General features: G+C 73.0%; 18 protein-coding genes and 1 tRNA gene. 4 read left to right on the top strand and 15 right to left on the bottom strand.

Going from position 1 to position 22757, the window contains the following annotated elements; translation table 11 throughout:
• Nucleotides 1–175: 175 nt before the first annotated feature.
• From WME85_RS26690 to gatC, 6 genes are all read right to left on the bottom strand, one after another.
• Nucleotides 176–1294, bottom strand: a complete 1119-nt coding sequence (locus WME85_RS26690) for a tRNA pseudouridine synthase B (RefSeq protein ID WP_437825177.1) — start codon at nt 1292–1294, stop codon at nt 176–178.
• 29 nt (nt 1295–1323) lie between these two features.
• A complete protein-coding gene (locus WME85_RS26685) occupies nt 1324–2574 on the bottom strand; it encodes a lysophospholipid acyltransferase family protein (RefSeq protein ID WP_437825176.1) in 1251 nt (416 codons plus the stop codon).
• A 21-nt stretch (nt 2575–2595) separates the two neighbouring features.
• Nucleotides 2596–3780, bottom strand: a complete 1185-nt coding sequence (locus tag WME85_RS26680; protein ID WP_437825175.1) for an NAD-dependent epimerase/dehydratase family protein — start codon at nt 3778–3780, stop codon at nt 2596–2598.
• Nucleotides 3781–3842: 62 nt separating this feature from the next.
• Nucleotides 3843–4439, bottom strand: coding sequence for a GNAT family N-acetyltransferase (locus WME85_RS26675; RefSeq protein WP_437825174.1), 597 nt, complete (start codon nt 4437–4439; stop codon nt 3843–3845).
• Nucleotides 4440–4477: 38 nt separating this feature from the next.
• Entirely contained in the window at nt 4478–6025 is a 1548-nt protein-coding gene (gene gatA / locus WME85_RS26670; protein WP_437825173.1) for an Asp-tRNA(Asn)/Glu-tRNA(Gln) amidotransferase subunit GatA, read from the bottom strand.
• Between the two features lie 5 nt (nt 6026–6030).
• A complete protein-coding gene (gene gatC, locus WME85_RS26665; RefSeq protein WP_020737093.1) occupies nt 6031–6342 on the bottom strand; it encodes an Asp-tRNA(Asn)/Glu-tRNA(Gln) amidotransferase subunit GatC in 312 nt (103 codons plus the stop codon).
• Between the two features lie 177 nt (nt 6343–6519).
• Between gatC and WME85_RS26660 the strand changes: the two genes are divergently transcribed.
• Together WME85_RS26660 and WME85_RS26655 are read left to right on the top strand one after the other, a co-directional pair.
• The gene (locus tag WME85_RS26660; protein WP_437825172.1) at nt 6520–9321 is read left to right on the top strand and encodes a hypothetical protein; all 2802 of its coding nucleotides are present in this window, start codon (nt 6520–6522) and stop codon (nt 9319–9321) included.
• Nucleotides 9322–9836: 515 nt separating this feature from the next.
• Nucleotides 9837–11972 (top strand): PEGA domain-containing protein, encoded by a 2136-nt coding sequence (locus WME85_RS26655; RefSeq protein WP_437825171.1) that lies wholly within the window; start codon nt 9837–9839, stop codon nt 11970–11972.
• A gap of 441 nt (nt 11973–12413) precedes the next feature.
• Here the strand turns inward: WME85_RS26655 and WME85_RS26650 are convergent, their stop codons facing one another.
• The 9 genes from WME85_RS26650 to WME85_RS26610 all read right to left on the bottom strand — a co-directional run bounded on the left by WME85_RS26650 (nt 12414) and on the right by WME85_RS26610 (nt 21142).
• On the bottom strand, nt 12414–13403 hold the full coding sequence (locus tag WME85_RS26650) for a hypothetical protein (RefSeq protein ID WP_437825170.1): 990 nt from the start codon (nt 13401–13403) through the stop codon (nt 12414–12416).
• Entirely contained in the window at nt 13400–13897 is a 498-nt protein-coding gene (locus WME85_RS26645; protein ID WP_437825169.1) for a hypothetical protein, read from the bottom strand. Before WME85_RS26645 ends, WME85_RS26650 begins: the two co-directional genes overlap by 4 nt.
• A 63-nt stretch (nt 13898–13960) precedes the next feature.
• Nucleotides 13961–14581 (bottom strand): type IV pilin protein, encoded by a 621-nt coding sequence (locus tag WME85_RS26640; protein WP_437825168.1) that lies wholly within the window; start codon nt 14579–14581, stop codon nt 13961–13963.
• Nucleotides 14582–14718: 137 nt separating this feature from the next.
• Nucleotides 14719–15324 (bottom strand): type IV pilin protein, encoded by a 606-nt coding sequence (locus WME85_RS26635; protein WP_437825167.1) that lies wholly within the window; start codon nt 15322–15324, stop codon nt 14719–14721.
• Nucleotides 15325–15477: 153 nt separating this feature from the next.
• Entirely contained in the window at nt 15478–16062 is a 585-nt protein-coding gene (locus WME85_RS26630) for a type IV pilin protein (RefSeq protein ID WP_437825166.1), read from the bottom strand.
• A 195-nt stretch (nt 16063–16257) separates the two neighbouring features.
• Nucleotides 16258–17703: a sigma-54-dependent transcriptional regulator gene (locus WME85_RS26625; protein WP_437312243.1), complete on the bottom strand. Its 1446-nt coding sequence runs from the start codon at nt 17701–17703 to the stop codon at nt 16258–16260.
• A gap of 130 nt (nt 17704–17833) precedes the next feature.
• Complete coding sequence (locus WME85_RS26620; RefSeq protein ID WP_437825165.1) at nt 17834–18229, bottom strand: hypothetical protein; 396 nt, start codon at nt 18227–18229, stop codon at nt 17834–17836.
• A gap of 109 nt (nt 18230–18338) precedes the next feature.
• Complete coding sequence (rimO, locus tag WME85_RS26615; protein WP_437825164.1) at nt 18339–19808, bottom strand: 30S ribosomal protein S12 methylthiotransferase RimO; 1470 nt, start codon at nt 19806–19808, stop codon at nt 18339–18341.
• The gene (locus WME85_RS26610) at nt 19805–21142 is read right to left on the bottom strand and encodes a dihydroorotase (RefSeq protein WP_437825163.1); all 1338 of its coding nucleotides are present in this window, start codon (nt 21140–21142) and stop codon (nt 19805–19807) included. Before WME85_RS26610 ends, rimO begins: the two co-directional genes overlap by 4 nt.
• Before the next feature lie 156 nt (nt 21143–21298).
• On the opposite strand from WME85_RS26610, the gene WME85_RS26605 reads away from it, so the two are divergent.
• Together WME85_RS26605 and WME85_RS26600 are read left to right on the top strand one after the other, a co-directional pair.
• Nucleotides 21299–21385, top strand: a tRNA-Leu gene (locus WME85_RS26605).
• Nucleotides 21386–21417: 32 nt separating this feature from the next.
• Complete coding sequence (locus tag WME85_RS26600) at nt 21418–22743, top strand: hypothetical protein (RefSeq protein WP_437825162.1); 1326 nt, start codon at nt 21418–21420, stop codon at nt 22741–22743.
• Nucleotides 22744–22757: the final 14 nt, after the last annotated feature.

The following is a 22757-nucleotide window of genomic DNA, read 5'->3' as shown; positions in this document are numbered from 1 at the left end:
GGGGAGCGCAACCGGACCGGGGCGCGAAATCTCAGGAGATCATGGATCCGCGCGTTCTCGCCGGACTTTCCGCGGGCGGATTCTCAGGCTCGACCGGTGAAGCCGAGCCCAGCCAATGACATGCTCCGTGGATCTGCTGAAGTCCAGGGATTTGCCGTCTCCTGTGGTTTTTCCGTCACCCAGCAGGATTTTCACGGACATCGGCGGATGCGGCAAAACCACGCAGGACGGAAAAACGGGCCGCAGGCGGCATGGAATCGCCCTCGGAGGCGGTGTCGTCGGCGACCTCGGGGGCGCCCAGCGCCACGACGCGCCCATCCGGATCCAGCCATACAGCGGCGCCAGGCTGCGCAGGAGCTACTGAAAAGTCGGCCTCGGTGAGCGGCTGTCCGAGGCGCGCGCGCCGCGCGCCGTGCTCGGTCAGGCGGGCGACGGGGAGGCTGGAGGCCGCCGCCTCGGCGAGCGGGCGCAGCGCGGCGCGCAGCGCCTCGGCGCCGGCGTCGAGGGGCACCGCCTGCTCCACCGTGAAGGCGCCGCTCGCGGTGCGGCGGAGCGCGGACAGGTGCGCGGGCACGTCGAGGTGAGCGCCGAGGTCGTGCGCCAGCGAGCGCACGTAGTAGCCCTTGCTGACGTCGAGCTCGAGCTCGAGGGTGGCGGGCGCCACGCCCTCGGCCGGCGCGCCGGGGCCGCCGCGCGAGGCGCCCGCGAGCGCGAGCGACCGGACCTCGACGGCCCGGGCCGACAGGTCCACGGCCTGGCCGGCGCGCGCCAGGGCGTAGCTGCGCTGCCCCGCGACCTTGATGGCCGAATACGCCGGCGGCGTCTGGGCTCGGCGCGCCCGCTCCGCGTCGAGCGCCGCCGCGATGCGCGGCGCGAGGGCGGCGAGCGCCGCGTCCCCGGGAGGCCCGCTGGCCGCGGCGAGCGCGGCGAGCTCCGCGTCGAGCCACGCCGGCAGGGGCGCGGCCGCCGTGACGTCCCCGTCCGCGTCGAGGGTGTCGGTCCCCACCCCGAGGGCCACGCGCGCCGTGTAGCGCTTGTCCTGTGCGGTGAGGTAGGGCGCCAGCTTGGTGGCCTCGCCGACGAGCACCACGAGGACGCCGGACGCCATCGGATCGAGCGTCCCGGCGTGCCCGATGCGCTTCACGCCGAGGGCGCGCCGCAGCCGGGCCACGACGTCGTGGCTCGTCGGGCCGCGCGGCTTGTCGATCACGAGCACGCCCTCGGGCCGCGCCCCGCCGCCAGCTGCCCGCTCAGGCCTCTGGGGCGGCGCGGATTCCGTTGTGTGCTCGGTCATGTGTGGAGGTTCCGCCGGCGCCGCCCGTTTCATCCGAACCAGACCGACTTCCGGGTGGCGAGGGTGTCGTCGATGAGCCCCTGGATCGTGGCGCGCACCCGCTCGGCCAGGCGCCGCACCAGGATCTCGTCGTCCGCCGCCTCGGGGCCGTAGGCGTCGAACCGCACCGGCTCGGCCAGGCGGATCTTCCACTTCGTGGGCGCCGGCACGAGGCCCAGCGGCCCGAGCGCGGGGAACGTCGGCGTGATCGGCAGGTAGGGGATGCCGAGCGCGCGCGTGAGGTGCTCGACCCGGTAGAGGAGCGGGTTCGTCTCCTCGGCGCCCACGATGGCGCAGGGGACGAGCGGCGTGCGCGTGCGCAGGCACAGCCGGATGAACCCGCCGCGGCCGAACCGCTGGAGCTGGTAGCGGTCCTTGTAGAGCTTCCCGCTGCCCTTCGCCCCCTCCGGGAACACCGCGATGAGCCGCTCGGCCGCGAGCAGCCGTTCGGCGTTCTCCTGGCAGGCCCGCACGGCCCCGAGCCGGTTCATCAGCGTGCCGGCGAACGGCAGGTAGTACACGAAGTCGTCGGCCAGCCAGCGGAGCTCGCGCTGCGCTGGGTGCTCCCGCCGCACCGCGGCCCGCAGCATGAGCCCGTCGTAGGGGATGGGCCCGCCCGAATGGTTGGACACGACGACGCACCTCCCCTCGCCGGGGATGTGCTCGATGCCCTCGAGGTCGATCCTGAAGTAGTGCCTGTACAGGAAGTCGAAGAGCGGCCTGTACCGGGCCTCGGACTTGGGATCGAAGCCGAACTCGTCGACCTCCTCCGAGCGGCTGCGCAGGCCGGCGCGGCCCCACTGCCGCAGGTAGAAGTCGGTCGACAGGACGTCCTGCGCCGCCCCGGGCTCGGACGGCGGCGGCTCGTCGGGGGAGGCGGCCGGGGCGCCCTCCTCGCGGGGGCTCCGCTCCGTCTCGGGCCCGCCGGGCGCCGCGCTGCCAGCTTCCGGCGCCGGGCCCCCGGCGAGCATGCCCTTGAGCCGCGCCTCGAGCTCCCTGATCTGACGCTGCAGCTCCTCGGCCGTCACCGGCAAGGGCGCGTGCGGCTCCGCGGACTGCGTCCGCCCATCCGAGGGCTCTGTCGGGCCGATCGGCGCCAGATAGCGCGTCTCCTCCTCCTCGATGTCGATGCTCGGCACGACCTGCGTGGACCCCGGCCGATCGGTCCTCGCCCGCGTCGACGCCGGCGGGCCGTTCACCGCGACTGCTCTCTTGCGCTCTCGATCGTGTTCCGTGCCCATGCCTCTATCCCCCCGGACACCTCACGCGGGTGTCTCCTGCAGGAGCCGCACGTCCCGCAGCCGCTGCGCGCTGGTGTAGTCGAGCAACGCTTCGCGCGTGGTGTAGACGGGCCGGAACCCCATGACCCGCGCCGCCTTCTCGCCGTCCGCCACGCAGAGATAGCGCAGGTACCGGAGGAAGCTCGGCGGCGCGATGGCCGCGTGCGCCGCCCAGAGCGCGGAGACGAGGGGGCCGGCCGCGCTGTGCAGCACCGGCAAGGGCGTGCGCCCCGCGAGGCGCACGATCGTGGAGAGCGGCAGCACGCCGTCGCCCACGATGTTGAACGTCCCGGGGAAATCGCTGTCGATGGCGAGCTTGAAGGCCGCGATCGCGTCGACCTCGTGGATGAACTGCCACAGCGGGTCGAACCCGAGCATCGTCATCACCAGCCGGCGCGCCAGGAACCGGGTGAGGTAGTTCTGCACCGTCGGGCCGAGGATCGGCGCGGTCCGGAGGATGGTGACGGTCGTGCCCTTGGCCCGCGCGCCGAACGCGTTGAACTCGCGCTCGGCGGCCATCTTGTCCGCGAAGAAGCGCTCCTCGGGGTCGGCGCGGAGCGGGTGCTTCTCCGTGAGGAAGTTGGGGTTGGTCGGGTGCGCGCCGTAGAGGATCGTCTGGCTCCAGAGGATCAGCTTGCGCAGGCTCGCCTGGCGCGCGCCGTGGAGCAGGTGCATCGTGCCCACCGACTCGAGCTCGTGGGCCCAGGCGGTCGCCGGGGTCGGCGACGAGAGGAAGCAGAGGTGGACCAGCGTGTCGACCTGCTCGGCCGCGAGCACCTCGGCGACCCGCTCCTCGGACGCGGGCGCCGTCAGGTCGACGGTGTGGAGCCGCAGCTTGGCGCCGCCCGTGTCCGGCGGCTTGATGTCGATGGCCACCACGCGGGCGATGCGCGGGTCCTCCTCGAGGATCCCGATGAGGTTGCGCCCGAGGAACGAGGCGGCGCCGGTGAGCGCGACGACGCGGCCGCGCGGGGCGGAGGACGCGTGCCGGCTGGCCGGCGAGGCCCCCGCGGACGCGGGCGCCCCCGGGCTGCTCCCGGGCTCGCCCGGGCTGCTCGTCGCGGCGCCTGCATCGGACGCGGGCGCCGCGCGGTCCCCGCCGGCGGCGGAGCGCTGCTCGGCAGCGTGGTGGGTCGGAGCGTCGGGGTGCTCGGACGGGGGAGCCATGCGCGCGGCCGCGACACTAGCTGGTCGGCCGGCGCACGCAAGCGCAGCGCGCGCCGGCGGCGTCACAGCGCGCGGCGAAGGACCGGGTACGGCTCGAACGCGTGCACCTCGACGAATCCGTTCCTCGTGAACACCGAGACCGGGCCGGTCCACAGCTCCTCGTCGCTCACCGGCTCCCTCGGGCGGCGGGGGAGGGCCTCCAGGGCGCGCGCGCCCCAGGCGGGCGCGAGCTCCACCGCGCCCGCGACGAGCGCCGTCGCGACGCCGCGCCGGCGGTGGCCCGGGTGCACGACGGCGCAGCCGATCAGGAAGACGCCGGCGCGATCGCCCGCGAAGCACGGCAAACCCCGGTAGAGCCGGCGCTCGTAGGCCTTCGCCACGGCCGCCGCGGGCGCGACCTTGAGCCAGCCGACGACGTGCGGCACGTCCGGCGCGAGCGCCACGACGCCGCGCGCCTCGTCGCTCCCCGCGGCGAGCGCCTCGGCGAACTCCCGGCGGTTCTCCCCCTGGCCGTCCGAGCACCGCGCGAGCCACTCGTTGTTGGTGCCCCCGAAGTGGTAGTACCGGCAATAGCAGGGCGTGCCGGCCGCCTCGAACAGCGCCTCCAGCCCGGCCAGGTGCTCCGCGCCCGCCGGCGCCACCTTGATCGATGCGCTCACCGGCGCGCTCCTCCCGTTGCCTTCCGTTTCCGTCTCCGTCACCCGACCGGCGCGCGCAGCCCGCGCACCGGTGAGATCTGCTCCCATGCGTAAGCGGCCTGGCAGAGCCGCGCCTCTTCCAGCGCGGGGCCGATGAGCTGCAGGCCGACGGGCAGCGCCGGCCCGCCGTCCGGCGCCGGAGCGGTGGCGCACGGGACGCTGATCGCGGGCAGCCCCGCCATGCTGGCGGGCAGCGTGTAGACGTCGGCGAGGTACATCGAGAGCGGGTCGTCCACCCGCTCGCCCAGCCGGAACGCGACCGTCGGCGAGACCGGCGCCGCGATGAGGTCGACCTCGCGGAACGCCTCGTCGAAGTCGCGCCGGATCAGCGTCCTGACCTTCTGCGCGCGCAGGTAGTACGCGTCGTAGTAGCCCGCGGAGAGCACGTACGTGCCGAGCAGGATGCGCCGCTTCACCTCCCGGCCGAACCCCTCGCCGCGCGTGGCGCCGTAGAGGCCCTGGAGGTCTGACTTCCCGCCGCGCTCGCCCTCCACGCGGAGCCCGAAGCGCACGCCGTCGAAGCGCGCCAGGTTGGACGACGCCTCCGCGGTCGCGACGATGTAGTAGGCCGCCACGGCGTACCGCGTGTGCGGCAGGTGCACGGGCCTGATCTCGCAGCCGAGCCCGCGCAGGCCCTCGATGGCCTCCCGCACCTTGGCCTCGACCTGCTTGTCGATGCCCTTCGCGAAGTACTCCTCGGGCACGCCGATGCGCAGGCCCGCGACGTCGCGGCCGCACGCGGCCTCCACCTCGCCCACGGGCGCGTCGAGGCTCGTGGCGTCGCGCGGATCGCGGCCCGAGATCACCTCGAGCAGGCGCGCCGCGCCCTTCACGTCCTGCGCGAAGGGCCCGATCTGGTCGAGGCTCGAGGCGAACGCGATGAGGCCATAGCGAGAGACCCGGCCGTACGTCGGCTTGATGCCGACGACGCCGGTGAGGCTCGCCGGCTGCCGGATGGAGCCCCCCGTGTCCGAGCCGAGCGAGCCGGGCGTCATGCCGGCCGCCACCGCGACCGCGCTGCCGCCGGACGACCCGCCGGGGATGCGCGTCAGGTCCCACGGGTTCTTCACCGGGCCGAACGCGCTGTTCTCGTTGGACGAGCCCATCGCGAACTCGTCCATGTTGCACTTGCCCGGCAGGAGCGCGCCGGCCGCGCGCAGGCGGGCGACGACCGTGGCGTCGTACTGCGGGCGGAACCCGCGCGACGGGTCGGGCGTCTTCGACGACCCGCCCCCGCCCGCCGCCGCGCGCGTGAGGATCTTCGAGCCGGCGGTCGTCGGTGCGCCCTCGGTGCAGAGCGCGTCCTTGAGCCCGATCGGGACGCCGGCGAGCGGGCCGAGCGCCTCGCCGCGCGCGCGCCGCGCGTCGAGCGCGCGCGCCGCCTCCAGCGCCTGCTCGCCCTGCACCGTGAGGAAGGCGCCGAGCGCGCCGTCGCGCTGCTCGATGCGCGCGAGCGCCGCCCGGGCCACCTCCTCGGCGCTCACCTCGCCGCGCTGCACGAGCGCCGCGAGCTCCGGGATGGATCGATCGAGGATCGCGGTGTCCATCGGCCTCACCCCTCGTCCACGAACGCCGGCACGGCGAACCCGTCGTCCTCGACCCGCGGCGCCTCCCGCAGCGCCACCTCCCGCGGCAGGCTCGGCGCCTCCTCGTCGGCGCGGAGCGGCAGCCGCTCGATCTGGACGTGCGCCGTCGGCGGCACCGCCGAGACGTCGAGCTCCTCCAGCTGCCGGACGTAGCTGAGGATGTTGCCGAGATCACCGGTGAGGCGCTCCATTTCCTCAGCGGAGAGGTCGAGGTGGGCGAGGCGCGCTATCGTCAGCGCCTCGTCGCGGCGGAGGGGGGGCGAGTCAGCGTTCGACATGGCGAGCGCCCGATGTAGCACCGCCGGTTCCGCGGACGCCAGAGCGCGGTGGGCCCGCCGCGCGCGCCCCCCGAATCTGGCCGCGGTGCAAGAACGGTGGTAACGCCGGGCTCCCACGCGTCCGGCCGTCCTCGGCCCCTCGGGCAGCAATCCCGACCTCTTGCGCGTTGCTGGCGAATGCAGTCCCCGAAACCGCCCTCCCTGCGCCGCGAGCGCACCGGCCTCATCGTCCTCTGCGCTTCCGTGGCCGTGGCGATGTCGCCTGGCGTGGGCGGCGGTGCTCGCGACCGATCGACCGCCCTCGCCGCGGAGCTCGCGGAGCGGGGCATCGTGGCGGCGCCCGGCGACGTGGTGTGGGTCGACCCGCCGCGTGGCGAGCTCAGCCCGTTCGGCGTGCGGTCGCGCGCGGTCGCGCGCGGCGCGGTCCGGGGCGAGCCCACCGACCTGTACCTCGTCGACACGCGGCTCTCGCCGGAGGGCGTCCTGCTCGACGTCTCGGGGGTCCACAACCTCACCGAGACGAGCGGCGCGGACGAGTCGAAGCCCGTGCTCCGCCGCGACGCGCTCGCGTACATCTCGCGCCCGCTGATCGAGGCCGCGTCGCCGACCGTGCACGTGCTCGACCTCGACGGGCAGCAGCTCCCGAGCGGCGCCGAGTGGACGCTCACCGAGCGGCTCCAGCACGCCCTCACGAACTGGCAGGCGACGGGACGGATGCGCGGGATCGGCCGGCGGACGTTCGCGATCGACCCCGCCCGCAGCGAGGAGCCCGGCGCCGACGAGCACGGCCAGCCCGGCGACAGCGACCCCGGCGCCGAGGAGCTGGACGGGGGCGGCCGCCGCCCCTCGAACGCGGGCGACGTCGCGATCGCGCTGGAGGACGACAGCGCGGTCGTCGTGCGCGCGAGCGGCCGCGAGGCGCGCCTGCCCCTGCACGGCGTGGACGCGCCCCTGCCCCCGTGGATCCGCGCCGAGGCGTTCGAGGTAGCGCGGCCGGGGAACCTCGTCACGTGGGCGGTCGACCGGGTGCGGCTCGTGATCGGCGACGCCGCGATGCAGACGGTCAAGGCCGTGGCGTTCACGGCGCTCGACTTCGTCCTCCGCAACAAGGAGGCGGTGACCGGCGACACGGGCGCCGAGGACATCGCCGCGGATCTCGGCCAGAGCACGCTGGATCCGCCCGTCCGCCAGGCCCCGATCGATCCCGAGATCGGCTGGCCGCCGTCGCCGCTCGAGCCGTGGGTGACGCCGGCGCTGCCCGGGGAGGGGCAGTGGAAGCCGCAGGGCGGCGACGCCTTCGTGCGCAAGCTCGAGGGGCTCCCGCCGGCGTTCATGACCACGTTCATCCGGGCGGATCGCTCGCGCAAGGCGACGCGCGTCTACATCGCGCTCTGGGACCCGCGCCAGGTGGAGCTCCACATGATGGCGGGCACGGTGGAGCCCAAGGGCGCGACGGGCGAGGCGGGGCCGGGGCTCATCCCGCGCACGCCCGAGGTGATGAAGCGCGTGGTCGCCGCGTCGAACGCGGGCTTCCAGGCGATGCACGGCGAGTTCGGCATGATGGCCGACGGCGTGGTGTACCTGCCGCCGAAGCCCTACGCCGCGACGGTGGCCGTCCGGCGCGACGGCAGCACCGTGTTCGGGACGTGGTCGGAGGACGAGACGATCCCCGACTGGATGCTCTCGTACCGCCAGAACATGACGGTCATGGTCCAGGACGAGAAGTGGAACCCGTTCGGGCGGACGTGGTGGGGGGGCACGCCGCCCGGGTGGGCCGACAAGACGCACACGGTCCGGACCGGCATCTGCCTGACGAGGGAGCGCTTCGTCGCGTATTTCTACGGCGCCGACGTCAGCCCCGAGGCCCTCGCCCAGTCGATGATCCAGGCCCGCTGCGCCTTCGGGATCGCGCTCGACATGAACGCGGGCCACAGCGGGCTCGAGTTCTACCACGTGGCGCCGGGCGGCGAGCTGCCGGCGCTGGGGCGGCCGCTCCAGGGGGAGTGGGAGGCCGAGGGCGAGGTCTCGGGGCTCTCGGGCTACCGCTTCCGCGGCCGCCGGCTCATCCGCGGCATGGGCCTGATGAACTTCCCCCGCTACATCCGGCGGGAGGCGCGCGACTTCTTCTACATGACGCTGCGGCACCTCTTGCCGGGGCCGGCGCTCGCCCCGCGCGCCGCGCCGCCCGAGGCCGGAGAGGGCATCTGGCGCACGCAGGGCCTGCCGCAGCACGGCTTCCCGTACGCGCTCGCGACCACCGAGATCCGCCCCGATCCGGCGCGGCCCGACGTGCGGCTGCGGGTGCTCAAGGTGGACCCGCGGACCGTCGCGGCCGCGCCGATGGGCGAGCCCGGGGTGGCCCCGCCGGCCGGGACGGGCGCGACCGTGGCGGTGCTCAGCGACGGCGCCGCGGCGCCTGGCGCCGGCCAGGGCGAGGCCTCGAGCATCTGGCACTCGGCCGGGGCGTTCTCCGCCTCGCCGACGTCCCCGGTGCGCGGCGCGGTCCGGGTCGCGACCGGCCATGGCAGCAGCGCGCGGGCCGTGGCCGCGCTGGGCGTCAACGACGAGGACGGGATGCTGATCTACGTCGAGCGGGTCGCGGGCGGCGTCGGCGCGTCCAGCGCGCCGGACGCCGCGCTGGCGCCGGACGCCTCGGCGCCGCCCCCGACGCCCGTGGACCCGCGCGACGCGAGGCTGCTCCAGGACTTCCTCGCGGGGCTCGGCTGCTCCTCGCGGATCTACCTCCACCGGCCGCTCTCCGTGGCCCTCGGCGGCGATACCGACCTTTCCGGCGCCGCGGTCCACCCGCCCTCGGGCCCGCGCGCTGTCCGGCTCACGCGCGCCGAGGCGCCGGGCGCAGGCCGGATGTTCGAATCCACGCCGATCGTCCCGCACAGCGTCTGGTATCCGCTGCAGCAGAAGCGCGTTCGGTACTTCAAAAAGCCGAAGAAAGAGGAAACGGTGGACGGCGATCACTGAGCGTGGCGCCGCCTGGGTCCCCGCTTCGGGTGCAGTAGGCGCTTGTGCGCCGGCGGCCCGAGGGATTACAAAAAGGTGGCCGGTGCACCGTTTGCAGTACTTCGGAGCTTGCGACATCTCGGCGCGGATCGGTCCCGGTGAGCGGGGTGCGCCCGACGCGCGATCCGGTCGCGTCGCCGCGAGCGCGTGTTTCCCGGAGATGACGGCGCGCGATCGCGTGTCCGCGGGCGCGCGCGCCGCGGATGTCGCGCGGCGGAGCGCCGCGGGCGGCGCGCTGGATCCGCGTGAGATCACGGCGCGCGCGTCGCCGTGCCCTCACCGCGCTCGCCCCGATGGCGCTCGCGAAATTACCGGACCAGCGGTACGCTGCAGCGGCTCAGGTTCACGCAGCGCACTCCGAGCTTGCCCGCGACGAGGGCCTGCTCGTCCACCTCACGCTCGTCGCGCGGAACATGCGCGATCCTTTCCCGGAAGCCGCGGCGAACGGCGCCGCATGTCCTGAGGAGTTCCCGAACATGGCCGATAACAAGGGCGGCAGCGATCTAGATGTCTTCGAGGGGCTCGCGAAAAAGTCGTCACGCACAACGAGCCCCGCCCTCGTGCCCCCCTCGCCGCCGACCCGGCAGCGCACCCTCGTCGGAGGGGTCGGCGCGGTGCCGCCTCCTCCCAACCATGCGACGACGCTCCCCAGCGGGGTGACCTCTCCGCTGCCGCCGCCCGTGACGACGAAGGGGACCAGTCCCGGCTCGCTGCCGCCGCCCATGCCCCCTTCGGTCAAGCCGGGCTCGCTGGCGCCGCCGGCGACGGCGAAGGGGACCAGTCCCGGCTCGCTGCCGCCGCCGGCGACGACGAAGGGGACCAGTCCCGGCTCGCTGCCGCCGCCGGCGACGACGAAGGGGACCAGTCCCGGCTCGCTGCCGCCGCCCATGCCTCCTTCGGCCAAGCCGGGCTCGCTGCCGCCCGTCGTGCCGCCCCCCTCGCGACAGCAGCCGTCGCTGCCCGCGATCGCCGCCCCGCCGGTCCCCTCGGCGAGCCCGCTGCCGCCGGCGCCGACGAGCGGTTCCCCCGGCTCGCTGCCTCCGGTGGTCCCTCCGCCGGTGCGGTTGCCGTCGGTCAAGCCGCCGCAGAAGGCGGCTGACGAGGCGAAGCCCCGCCGGGCCAAGGGCGCTGCGGTCGACATGGACTGGGACGACGACGAGGAGTCGACCCACGTCTACGACAGGGAAGGGAACCACAGCACGCCGGGGCGGGCGAGCCCGCTGCCGACGGTGAGCTCGTCCACGATCCCGAAGGCTGCCGCGGCGCTGCTCGCGACCTCCGGCGGCGCGGCGCCGGCCGCGAGGACGCGCACGCCGATCCCGACGCCGCCGCCGATCCCGAGCGCCCCGCCCGCGCCGGCGCTGTCGGACATCGGGCATCGCCCGCTGTCGCGCAACGACGAGCCGACGGCGATCCGCCCGCGCGCCGTGCCGCAGCAGGGCGCTGGCAAGGCGGGCGTGGTCCTCGGCGGGCTCGCGCTCGTCGCGGTGCTGATCCTGGCCGTGGTGATGCTGGTGCCGAAGAAGGGCGCGCTCACCATCGACCTGAAGACCGCGGGCGGCGCCTCGGTCGCGCGGGCCGAGGTCTTCATCGACGGCCAGAAGCGCTGCGACACCGTGCCTTGCATCGTGCGCGAGCTCGAGCCCGGCTCGAAGGCCGTCAAGATCCTCGCCCCCGACTTCCCGCCGCGCGACGCCGTCGAGATCGTCGAGGGCGGCAAGGAGAAGGTCGTCGTGATCACGCTCGACGGCGCGGGCGCGGGCGCGGCGGGGTCTCCGGCCGCCGCGTCGACGACGACCGGCCTCAAGGCGTCGGGCTCGCAGCCTGGCGTGAAGGTCCTGGTCGACGGCGTGGAGAAAGGCACGCTGCCTGTCGAGTTCAGCGTCGCGCCGGGAGAGCACAAGATCCGGTTTGACGGCGGCGAGCGCTACGAGCCTGTGGAGCAGACGGTGGAGGTCGGTCAGGGCCAGACGAAGGACCTCGGCGCCGTCGCGCTCAAGGTGCTGAAGGGGCAGCTCACGCTCGATCTCTCCACCTCGGGGGCCTCGGTCAAGCTGGTGAACGCGAAGGGCACGGAGAAGAAGCTGCCCGATTCGGCCTGGAAGAAGCCGCCCGTGAAGGTGGATGTGAATCCGTCGGAGGGCTGGAAGGTCGTCGCGACGAAGAAGGGATACCAGGACTTCTCCCAGGCAGTCTCGTTCGAGGACGGGCAGGCCGAGAAGACGATCCGGATCGCGCTCGACGAGGTGAGCAAGCCCGAGCCGGCCGCCGCCGCCGCGCCCGCTGCGGACCCGGCTCCTGCGCCCGCCGCGCCGAAGGCGGATCCGGCGCCTGCCGCGCCGAAGGCGGATCCGGCGCCTGCCGCGCCGAAGGCGGACGCGCCTGCGGCGCCCGCGGCTGCGGCTGGCGCGGCGACGCTGAACATCAACTCGATCCCTGTCTCGAAGGTGGTGCTCGACGGCCGGCCGCTGGGGAGCACGCCCAAGGTCGGCGTCAGCGTCCCGGCGGGGTCGCACACGGTGACCTTCATCCATCCGGATCTCGGGAAGAAGTCGGTCACCGTCTCGGTCAAGGCCGGCGAGACCAAGACCGCGGCCGTCAAGTTCGAGTGACGCGACGCCGTCGTCCGCGGCGCTCAGCTCACCGGGCGAAGCTCCTCTTCACACCTCTGCACGTCGACCCCGGCGCCATGCTGGCGGGTTCTACCCCGCCAGGAGGGTCATGCTCGCGGAGCGATCAGGCTCCGGCGCTGGTGCCCTTAGCGGCACGTTGAAAGCATCCGCTCGAGAGCAGATTCTCGCGAGTTATTGAATTTTGTAATTCGTCCATCATTGCGGCCGGTAACTCTCAGACGTTCACGTCGACGCACAACTGGGACGTCACGGCGTGCGACGGGACCTGGAAGGTGGAGGCGGACCTGATGAACTATCTCGCGGAGTCGGACGAGACCAACAACATCTCGTACTTTCCCAGCTGACAGGCCTCTCGTGTAGCTCGTCTCGAGCACCGCTGTCCTGAGGGGAAGGTCCACGCCCCAGCAGCGTCGGAGAGACTCACTCCTCGCCTTCGATCCGCTCCGCCCACGCGCGCCAGGTCGTCGCGCAGCGAGGCTCGTCGGCGTGCGCGCCCCCTGCGCAGTACGCCGCGTCGCGCGGGGGGCCCAGTACGAGGATCGCCGTCTTGCTGACGAACGGCAGGTCGCGCCGCCAGAGCTGGCTGAAGCCGTCGAGGCGCCGGCGGTACCCCTCGGCGGCGCGCTCGCCGAGGAGCTTGTCGAGCTGCGCGCGGACCTGCTGCCTCAGCTCCTCGTCGTCCGTGACGGCGAGGGTGCGCTGGAGGAACCGGATCTGCGCCTCGCGCTCCCCGGCGCGCCCCAGGATGCCCGCCCCGCCGAGGGCCTGCCAGCTGATGCTCGCGTCGCCGCCGCCGAGCTCCGCGGCGCGCGCGAGCATCCGCGCCCCGTCGAGGCGCCACTGCGCCTTCTCCGCGGGGTCGGTGAGGTACGAGGCCGGCGCGATGAAGGCGACGAACTGGCCGAGCGCTAGCCAGAGCTCGCCGTCGAGGGGGCGGTGCTCCACCCCGCGCTCCATGATCTCGCGCGCCTTGATGACCTCGTCGCGCGGGGTCGTGCTCGTCTGGAACGTGATGAGCGCGTCCGCGAACAGGTAGGGCTCGCGAAAGGTCGGGTCCAGCGCGTTGATCGCGTCGAGCAGCAGCGTGAGGTTCTCGAACCGCCGGCGCTCGATGGTGTGCAGCCCCTGGGACACGAGCACGTGCGACCAGAGCAGATCGGCCAGCGCGGAGCGGTAGCCGAGCGACAGGGTGACCACCTCGTCCGGCGGCGGCAGGACGTACACGTCCGACGTCTCGGCCACGCGCTGCTCCAGGTCCGCGGCCGGCGCGCGCACGCTCCCGATCGCGACGGCGGCGACGGCCGAGAGCGCGATCGTGACGAGCGCGTCGCGCGCGCCCCCCGCGCGGGGAAGGGGAGGGCGGGCTGCCGGACCCACCGCCGCCCCGGGCGCCGGACGAGCCGCCATCATTCCACCTCGCGATCCACGAACATGCCCGGGAGCACGCGGGCCGCCTCGCCGGGGACGCGCTCGCCGCGCACCTCGAACGTGGACACGGCGCCGTCGCCGTCGAGGTCGCCGTGCGCCGTCGCGACGAAGCGCATGGTCTTCGACGCGTCGAGCTCGCTCGTGAACTGGAAGGCGAACGCGTGCGGCCCCTCGAACCGGAAGTCGAGCGACTTCCACGTGAGGTGCTCCCACGACTCCGGCGGATCGACGGCGCGCACACCGCGCGGCACCTGGGCCGGGGTCAGCGGGGCCGACGGGGGGAAGCTGATCTCCTGCGGCCGCGCTTCGGCGTAGGCGACCGCGCTGGTCACCAGCCGGTCGAGCCCGTCGATCGGCTCGCTCAGCTTGGACGCGCTGAGGTTTCGGAAGAACGCCGGAACAGCGACGGCGAGGACGCTGCCGCCGACCGCGAAGGCCGCGCTGAGCTCCAGCGCGCTCCAGGAGCGCCAGGTCATGGGCTCTCTCTACCTCACCCCTCCACCCGCGAACAAGCGCGAGCGAGGGGGGGGCCGCCGGCGTCAATCCGGGTCGTTGTTCGTGTAGAGCACGGTGCTGGTCACGAGCTCGCCGTCGCGCACCTCGCCGGTGCGGACCATCGTGCACGTCAGGCCGTCGCCGTCCAGGTCGCCGTGCGCTGCCGCTTCGAACCCTTCAGGGCCGCTGGGGACGGGGGCGCCGGGCAGGTTCAGGTTCTGGCTGAGGTAGCCGCCGCCGACCCGGTACGAGTACTGGAAGTAGATGGGCGAGCCGGTCGCGAAGCCGAGGCACTGCCAGCCTGCGAGCGTCGAGCCTGACATGAAGTCGGCGCCGGGCGCCGCGCTCGGCTGGTACTTCTTCCCCTGGACGTCGGTGAAGTTGAGAGGGACCGGCACGGCCGAATCGCACAGGACGTGCGTGTTCGCCGCGGAGACGCCCGTCGCGGGCAGGAGCTGCGAGATGGCGCGGTCGCGCTCGTACTGGGTGATGGCGCTGCGGGTGATGGCGCCGACGGCCTGCTTGGCTTCAGCCGTCTTCGCCGTGGCGAGGTAGCTGCGCACCCCGACGACCGCCAGGGCGGCGAGCACGCCGATGATGGCAACCACGATCATGAGCTCGATGAGCGTGAACCCGCGACTGCGAGATACTTCCTTCTGTCGCACGGTACGCCCTCATGCTGGATGTGGTCTGTGCAGCTTGCTCGCCCGAACCGGCGTGAGCCGGGGATGCCCTCGTGCTGGATATGGTCGACGAAGGCTGGTCGCCCTGCCCGTGGCGAGCCGGGCGACCAGCGAGCACATCACTCGTACTCGTTCTCGATGTACACCTGCGTGGCCAGGGTGAGCTGCCCCGTCGCGGCCTCCACGGCGCCGCCGCGGATGAAGTAGCTATTGAGCGTGTCGTTGTCGAGGTTGCCGACGGCGCCGGCCTCGAAGCCGGTGGGGCCGGGGTTAGGCGCACCTGTGGCGCCCGGGACCTGAGTGCCCTGGTAATAGTGATACTGGTAGTAGATCGGCTGGTTTACCGAGAACCTCAGGCACTTCCAGCCGTCGGTCGCGCTGCCCGTCTCGAAGTCCTCGCCCTCGGTCGCGTTGGGCTGATACTTGACGCCGGCCGGCACGGTATCCGGCACCGGGGTGGCGTTGCCGCACAGGCTGTGGCTCGCAGCCGCCGAGCTGGTACCGCCTCCGAGGATCTGGGAAGCGGCCGTCTCGCGTTCGAACGCGGCGGCGGCGCCGCGGGTGATCGCGCCCACGGAGTTCTTGGCCTCGGAGGTCTTCGCGCTCGCGAGGTACCGGCGGACGCCGAAGATCGCCAGCGCGGCGAGGACGCCGATGATGGCGACCACGATCATGAGCTCGACGAGGGTGAAGCCTCTTCTGTCGTATCGCTTCAGTGCACGCATGAGTGTCGATCCTCCGTGATGCTTTATTTAATTGCGATTCTTTGCCGAGAACTGACCGTCACGACGCCGTTTGCGGGGCCCGGCCAGCCCGCAGCGCGATAACCTCTCCCGCGGAACAGGCGCTCTCGCGCCTGCGCCGGGGCAAACCATCCTCTACTCCGTGTCGTTCTCCCAGTAGATCCCGGACATCGTGGATGCCGTCAGGAGCAACGCGTAAGTCCCATCTTGATCGCGATCGCCGGCCGCCTGGATGACATACCAGGGGCCCCTGGGCGCAAACTGCGGATCCGACAGCGGGGCCTGCGGCAGCCCGTGCCAGGTGAAGCCCGCGTGGGGGGTCGCCGCGAAGGAGGTTCCAATACCCGCCACCGACGCGTATCCGAAGCGGACCGCGCCGTCGGTGGTCACGTTGAGCATCCGCCAGCGCGTGTAATCGGTGTGGGAGGTGTCGTCCCAGGCGCGCTTCTGGTCGTTGAGCGTTCCGCTGGGATACCACCTGTCGAGCGACCCCTGAGATACGTTCAGGTACTCGAGCATCTCCGCTCGGTAGGACTCCTGCCCACCGCGGATGCCCTGCATGACCGCCTTCGGCTCGGCGATGCCCGCCGCGGCCATGTACCGGCGGTAGCCGACCAGCGCGAGCGCCGCGAGGATGCCCACCATCCCCACGACGACGAGGAGCTCGACGAGGGTAAACCCTCGTCGCGCTGCGCTCCGCTGCCGTCGCGTGCTCCGCATTCGCCAGGACCTCTCAGCAGGCGACGTGCCAGAGAGAGCGCGGCCCGACGTCATCTTCGACTTGCGCGAGAAGCTCATGAGTTGACTCGGTTTTTCTTGAGGGAGGAGGTCGGGCTGCTGGATGTGCGTGGTTGTGTTCGCTTCCGGCGGTGACGAAAACCGTCACTGCGGGGCGCCGGGCGGTGACGATTCTCGTCAGGATCCCTCCGGCTCGTCGTCGGTCTCCCCGTCGGCGGCGAGGGCGTGCTTGGCGAGGCGGTAGCGCAGCGACCGGAACGAGACGCCGAGGAGCTTCGCGGCCGCCTTGCGGACGCCGCCGGTGCGCTCGAGCGCCTGGAGGATGAGCCGGCGCTCGACCTCGCCGATCACCTCGTCGAGCATGCACCCGCCCGGCGGCAGCTCCGCCAGCAGCGGGGCCGGGCTCGCGCTGAGCCCGGCGACGGCGCTCGGGAGGTCGCCGAGGCCGATCGAGGGCCCTCCGGCCAGCGCCACCGCGCGCTCCATCATGTTCTCGAGCTCGCGCACGTTGCCCGGGAAGGCATAGGCGTCGAGCGCGCGCACGGCGTCCGTCGTCAGGCCGCGGACGTCCTTGCCGAGCTCGGCAGCGAAGCGGCGCAGGAAGCGGTCGGCGAGCCGCGAGATGTCCTCCGGGCGCTCGCGCAGCGGCGGCAGCTCGATGCGGATGACGTTGAGCCGATAGTAGAGGTCCTGCCGGAACCGGCCCTCGCGAACCTCGGTCTCCACGTTCCGGTTCGTCGCGGCGAGCACCCGGACGTCGACGGCGATCTCCGCGGCGGCGCCGACCGGGCGCACCTTCCGCTCCTGGAGCACGCGGAGGAGCTTCACCTGCAGCGCGGCCGGGAGCTCTCCGATCTCGTCGAGCAGCAGCGTCCCGCCGTCGGCCTCGCGGAACAGGCCCATGGAGCGCGCGCCGGCGCCCGTGAACGAGCCCTTCTCGTGGCCGAACAGCTCGCTCTCCATGAGCGCCTCGGGCAGCGCCCCGCAGTTGACGACCAGGAACGGCCGCGCGGCGCGATCGCTCTGATCGTGGATCGCGCGGGCGATGCGCTCCTTGCCGGTCCCGCTCTCGCCCGTGATCAGCACGGTCGTGCGCGTCGGCGCGATCTTGGCGATGAGCTCGGAGATCCGCTGCATCGCCGGACTCGTCCCCAGCGGCTCGCGCGACGGCGCGTCGAGCCGCTCGAGCTGGGCGCGCAGCCGCTGGTTCTCGGCGACGATCGAGCTCTTCTCGAGCGCCTTGGCCGCGAGCGCGGTGAGCTCCGCCGGCGAGAACGGCTTGGTCACGAAGTCGTAGGCGCCGTGGCGCATGGCGTCGAGCGCGCTCTCCACGGTGGAGTGCGCGGTCATCACGATCACCTCGGTCGCGCCGCTCCGCGCCTTCGCGGCCCTCAGCACCTCGATGCCCGAGCCGTCGGGCATCACGAGGTCGGTGAGGATCAGCGGGAACGGCTGCGGGTTCTGGCGAATGGCCTCGAGGGCAGCGCGCGCGCCGGGCGCGATCGCGACCTCGTAGCCCTGCCGGCGGAACGCGATGGTGAGCACCTGACGGAGGCCCGGTTCGTCATCGACGACCAGCACCCGGGTGGCGTTCGGCGAGATGCTCGGCGGGATCGACGCCATCACGCCAGCACAGTACCACGACGCCCCGCGCCCGCGTCGACGGCGGCCCCGCGCGCGGCGCGCTGCGTCGTCGCGGCGCGCTCGGCGCTGCGGCCCTCGAGCTCACGAGGCGCGCCGCGCCCTCGGGCCTTCAGGGGCAGGTGTCGTTCACGACGCCGAGCGGCGTGCGCTCCTCGACGACGAAGCGCTGCGCATCGCTGATCTCATCACCGCTGCCCTCTCCCTTCTGCTCCTGCCAGACGAGGAGGGTATCGCAGAGCTCGGCCTCGATCTCGACGTGGTACCGGCCGTTGTTGTCGGTGTCGTCCTCGATCACCCCGCGCTGTGTCCGCTCGTTGAAGACGCTGACGCGCGCCCCGGGGGTGCAATTGCCCGAAACCTGCCACATCCCCTCCACGCCCGACGGCCTGATGGTGTCGGCCGGCTCGGGCGGCGGGAGGGGCAACGTCGGGCTCAGGCACGCCGCACCGGCGAGCAGCGAGGTCGCGAGGGCGATGGCGAGGTGAAGCGAAGCGCGGCGGAGCATCGGCACGGGCCGACGTGGTAGCACACGGTGTGCCGCGCTCATGGGGCCGCGGATCGCAGCGAGGAACGGGGATCTTCAGCCCTCTCGCCGCGGCCCGCCGGCCGGGCTGTCAATTCTGTTGGCGCTCGCGTCCATCGGTTTGCAGCACGCGCAGGGCGACGCGCCGCTTCGCCGTCGCCGCGCCGAGCTCCGCGACCAGGGGAGACGCCGCGGCGCCGAGCGCGGCCTCCCCTTCATCGAGCAGCTCGCCGACCAGGTCGTAGTCGCTCGCCTGCGTGATCCGGACGCGACATATCTCTCCCGGACGGACCTCGCCGCCGGAGAGGTAGACCTGCCCGTCGATCTCGGGTGCCTGGCCGGCGTGGCGGCCCATGAGGACGTACTCGTGCTCGTCGCTCGTCCCCTCGACGAGCACCTCGAGCTCGCGGCCGATCATCGCGGCGCTCTTCCGGTGGGAGATGCGGCGCTGCAGCGCCATGAGGCGGCGGTAGCGGCTCGCGGCCGTGCGCGCGGGGACCTTGCCGTCGAGCGCGTGGCTGCGGCTCGTCTCCTCGTCGGAGTAGCGGAAGACCCCGACCCGCTCGAACTCGGCCCAGCGCACGAAGTCGCAGAGCTCCTCGAACTCGGCGTCGGTCTCGCCCGGGTGGCCGACGATGAACGCGGTGCGGAACGTGAGGTCGGGGACGCGCTCGCGCAGCGTGGAGACGACCCGGCGCAGACGATCGCCGCCGTGGCCGCGCCGCATCCGGCGCAGCATCGCGTCGGCGGCGTGCTGGAGCGGCATGTCCACGTAGGGCACGACCCGCGGGTGGCCGGCGAGCAGCTCGACGAGGTCGTCGGTCATCGTCTCGGGGTACAGGTAGAAGAGCCGCACCCAGCGCACGCCGGGCACGTCGGCGACGCGCTCGACGAGCTCCGCGAGCGTCGCGCGCGCGTCGCCGGGCCCGCGGCCCGCGGCGTCGCGGCCGTAGGCGATCGTGTCCTGCGAGATGAGGTTGATCTCGCGGACGCCCGCCGCCGCGAGCTGCTCCACCTCGCGCACCACGTCCGGGATGGGCCGCGAGCGCTGCGCGCCGCGCAGGTCCGGGATCACGCAGAACGAGCAGGTGCGGTTGCAGCCCTCGGCGATCTTGACGTAGGCGCTGCCGCCGGGGGTCGAGAGCGTGCGCGGGTCGGCCGCGCGGATCAGCCACTCCGCCGGGTTGCCGACGAGCATCCGCTCCGCGTCGCCCGCGAGCACCTGGCCGAGCTTGAGCATGTCGCTCGACCCGAGGAAGTGATCGACCTCGGGCATCTCGCGGGCGAGCTCCTCGGGGTGGCGCTGCGAGAGGCAGCCGGCGACCACCAGCCGCTTGCAGCTGCCGCGCTCCTTGTGCTGCGCCATCTCGAAGATCGCGTCGATCGACTCCTTCTTCGCCTCGCCGATGAAGCCGCAGGTGTTGACGACGATCACCTCGGCGTCGGCGGCGTCGTCGACGTGCGCGTAGCCGGCCGCGCGCGCGACGCCGAGCATCACCTCGGAGTCGACGCGGTTCTTGGGGCACCCGAGGCTGACGAAATGGACCTTGCGCGAGCTCATGTGGCTGCTCCCTCGCTCTCGCTGTCGACGAAGACGACGCGGCCCCCGGCGAGCGTCATCTTGACGCGGCCCGTGAGCTGCCGGCCGAGGAGCGGCGTGTTCTTGCTCTTCGAGCGGAGGCGCGCCGGGTCGAGCACGAAGCTCAGGTTCGGATCCACGAGGCAGAGCTCGGCGCGGGCGCCGACCTTGATCGTGGGCGCCTCGAGCCGCGCGACGCGGGCCGGGGCGCGGGTGAGCGCGTCGACGAGCCTCCCGAGGGGGAGGGCACCCTGGCGCACCAGATCGAGCAGGACCGGCACGACGAGCTCGAGACCGATGAGGCCGGGCGACGCCTCGGCGAACTCGCAGTCCTTCTCGAGCGTCGAGTGGGGCGCGTGGTCGGTCGCGACGACGTCGATGGTGCCGTCCGCGAGCGCCTCGCGGAGCGCGTCGACGTCCGCCTGCTCGCGCAGGGGCGGGTTGACCTTGCACGCCGTGTCGTAGCCGAGCACCGCGGCGTCGGTGAGCGTGAGGTGGTGCGGCGTCACCTCGGCGGTCACGGCGATGCCGCGGGCCTTCGCCTCTCGGAGGATGCGGACCGCGCCGAGCGACGAGACGTGCGCCACGTGGTAGCGCGCCCCGGTGGCCTCCGTGAGCAGCACGTCGCGCGCGACGATGATGTCCTCCGCCACGCGGGGCCAGCCCCGGAGACCGAGCCGCGTCGCGATCGCGCCCTCGTGCATCTGCGCCCCCTCGGTGAGCGCGTGGTCCTCGGCGTGCTGGATGACCGGCATGTCAAAGGTCTTCGCGTACTCGAGCGCGCGGCGCATCACGGCGCTCGACGTCACGCAGCGCCCGTCGTCCGAGACGGCGACGGCGCCGGCGTCCTTGAGGTCGGCCATCTCGGTGAGCTCCGTGCCCTTCTGTCCCATCGTGATCGCGCCGATGGGGTGGAGCGCGGGCCCCGAGAGCGCGCGGGCGCGCGCGATCATGGCCTCGGTGATGGACCGGTTGTCGTTGACGGGCCGCGTGTTCGGCATCGCGCACACGTGCGCGAACCCGCCCGCGGCCGCGGCGGCCAGCCCGGAGGCGATGTCTTCCTTGTACTCCTGCCCTGGCTCGCGCAGGTGGGCGTGGAGATCGACGAACGCGGGGAGGAGCAGGAGCCCCTCGCCCTGGATGATCTCGGCGGTGGCCGCGCGGCGCAGGTCGTCGGTCGCTGCGCCGCGACCCACGCGGCGGATGACGCCGTCCTCCACGACGATGTCGACCACATCGTCGAGCTGCTGGGCCGGGTCGACGGCGCGCACGCCGACAAGAAGAAGGAGAGGGGGAGGTGAGCCGATGGCCGCCATGGGAGCGCGCTCCCCTAGCACATACGCTTCACGCCGTGCACCGCTGCGGGCGAGCGGGAAGAAGCAAGGAGCAGCGCGGAGGGAAGAAAAACGCTCCGGGCGTGATGCGGGGCTTGACGAACGGCGAGGGGGTGAGGTAGTGATGCCGTCCCGCTCGCGAAGCTGGCGGAATTGGCAGACGCGCTGGATTCAGGTTCCAGTGGGGTAACTCCCGTGGAGGTTCAAGTCCTCTGCTTCGCACCAGGCGATTCCCTTATTCTTCTTCAGCCACTGTAGTGGCTCTTTCTCTGCTCGTCTTCTTCGGCATCTCCTGCGACCGCAGCGCCTCCCGCTCGGGAGGCGCTGCAACCGCGGCGCCCGGTTCGAGCGAACCCAAGGCCCACGCAGAGGTTCCCGCTTCGAGCGTCCCTGCCGAGCCCGCCGCGGCGACCGCGCCAGCGGAGCTCGAGCCACCGCGAGGGACCGGCGTCCAGGAGTTCGTTCCCCTCTCGACCCTCGCCGCGTGCAAGGCGAAGTCGGGGGATATCGCGACCTACATCCTGCGCGAGGGGATGGGGATCGCCGGGCGGGCCGACGGCTCGTTCGGCGCCGTGTGGCTCGTGGATCTCAAGGGAGGGGACGCGCAGATCGCGTTCGCGGGCTTCGACAGCGACGCCCGGCAGATCGCCCGGGCGAGGGCGATCTCGATCACGCGCGAGCCCGGGCTCCGGATCTTCTCCACGGGGGACGCGTGGACCGTCACGTGGTTCGACGCGGAGGGCCTCGCGTACGCCCGGCCCCGCTGGGAGACGAACCCGCCGGCGGAGATCTTGCGCGTCGGCGCCATAGGGAAGGACGTCAGCGAGCACGTCGCCCTCGCGCCCGCTCCGGGCGGCGCCCTGGTGGCAGCGGCGCCCTTCGGGGCGGAGCGCAATCAGCTGGGGGTGTTCCAGTTCGCGCCGGTCGATCCAGCGCAGCCGCAGCTCAAGGCGGTCGGGGTCACCCGCCACACAAAGAAGCCGCGATGGCCGGCGGTCGCCGCCGACGCCTCCGGCGGCTACCTCGTCGCGTGGCACGACGAGGACGATGGGAGCATCCGAGCCTCGCGGTTCGACGCGTCCGGCAGGGAAGGAAACGCCCACCTGGTGGCCAGGCCCCAGAGCGGCGACCGCTCGGCCGTCGCGACTCAGGAAGCGCCGGACAAGGACCGCCGGCTCGGGCTCGTGGCCACCGGCAGCGCCGGGGCGTTGCTGCTCTGGAACGAGGGGACCACGCTGATCGCCCGCGCGCTGGACGCCGAGGCGCGGCCGCGCGGGGCGCCCTGGGTGATCGGCAAGGGCAAGTGGCGCGCGGTCGCGCCGAGCGGGGACGGGGCGCTCGTCGCGTGGGTCGGCCACGATGGCAAGGCGGAGGGGCAGCCGTTGCTCGTCAAGCTGGCCGCCGACGGAGCGCCTTCTGCCCGAGGGCTCCGGGTGTCGGATGGGGTGAATCCCGTAAAGGATTCTCCCAGCCTGGCCGTCGCCGGCGAGCGCGTGGGCGTCGCATGGACGGAGGTGATGAGCCCCGGTGTGAGCACGAAGCGCGCAGTCCTGCGGGTGCTCGAGCGCGCCTGCATCCCCTGAGCCCGTACGCGACA

Source organism: Sorangium sp. So ce1153 (assembly GCF_051521595.1).
In the GTDB taxonomy this organism is placed as follows: domain Bacteria; phylum Myxococcota_A; class Polyangia; order Polyangiales; family Polyangiaceae; genus Sorangium.
This window is presented reverse-complemented; position numbering and strand designations above follow the sequence as displayed.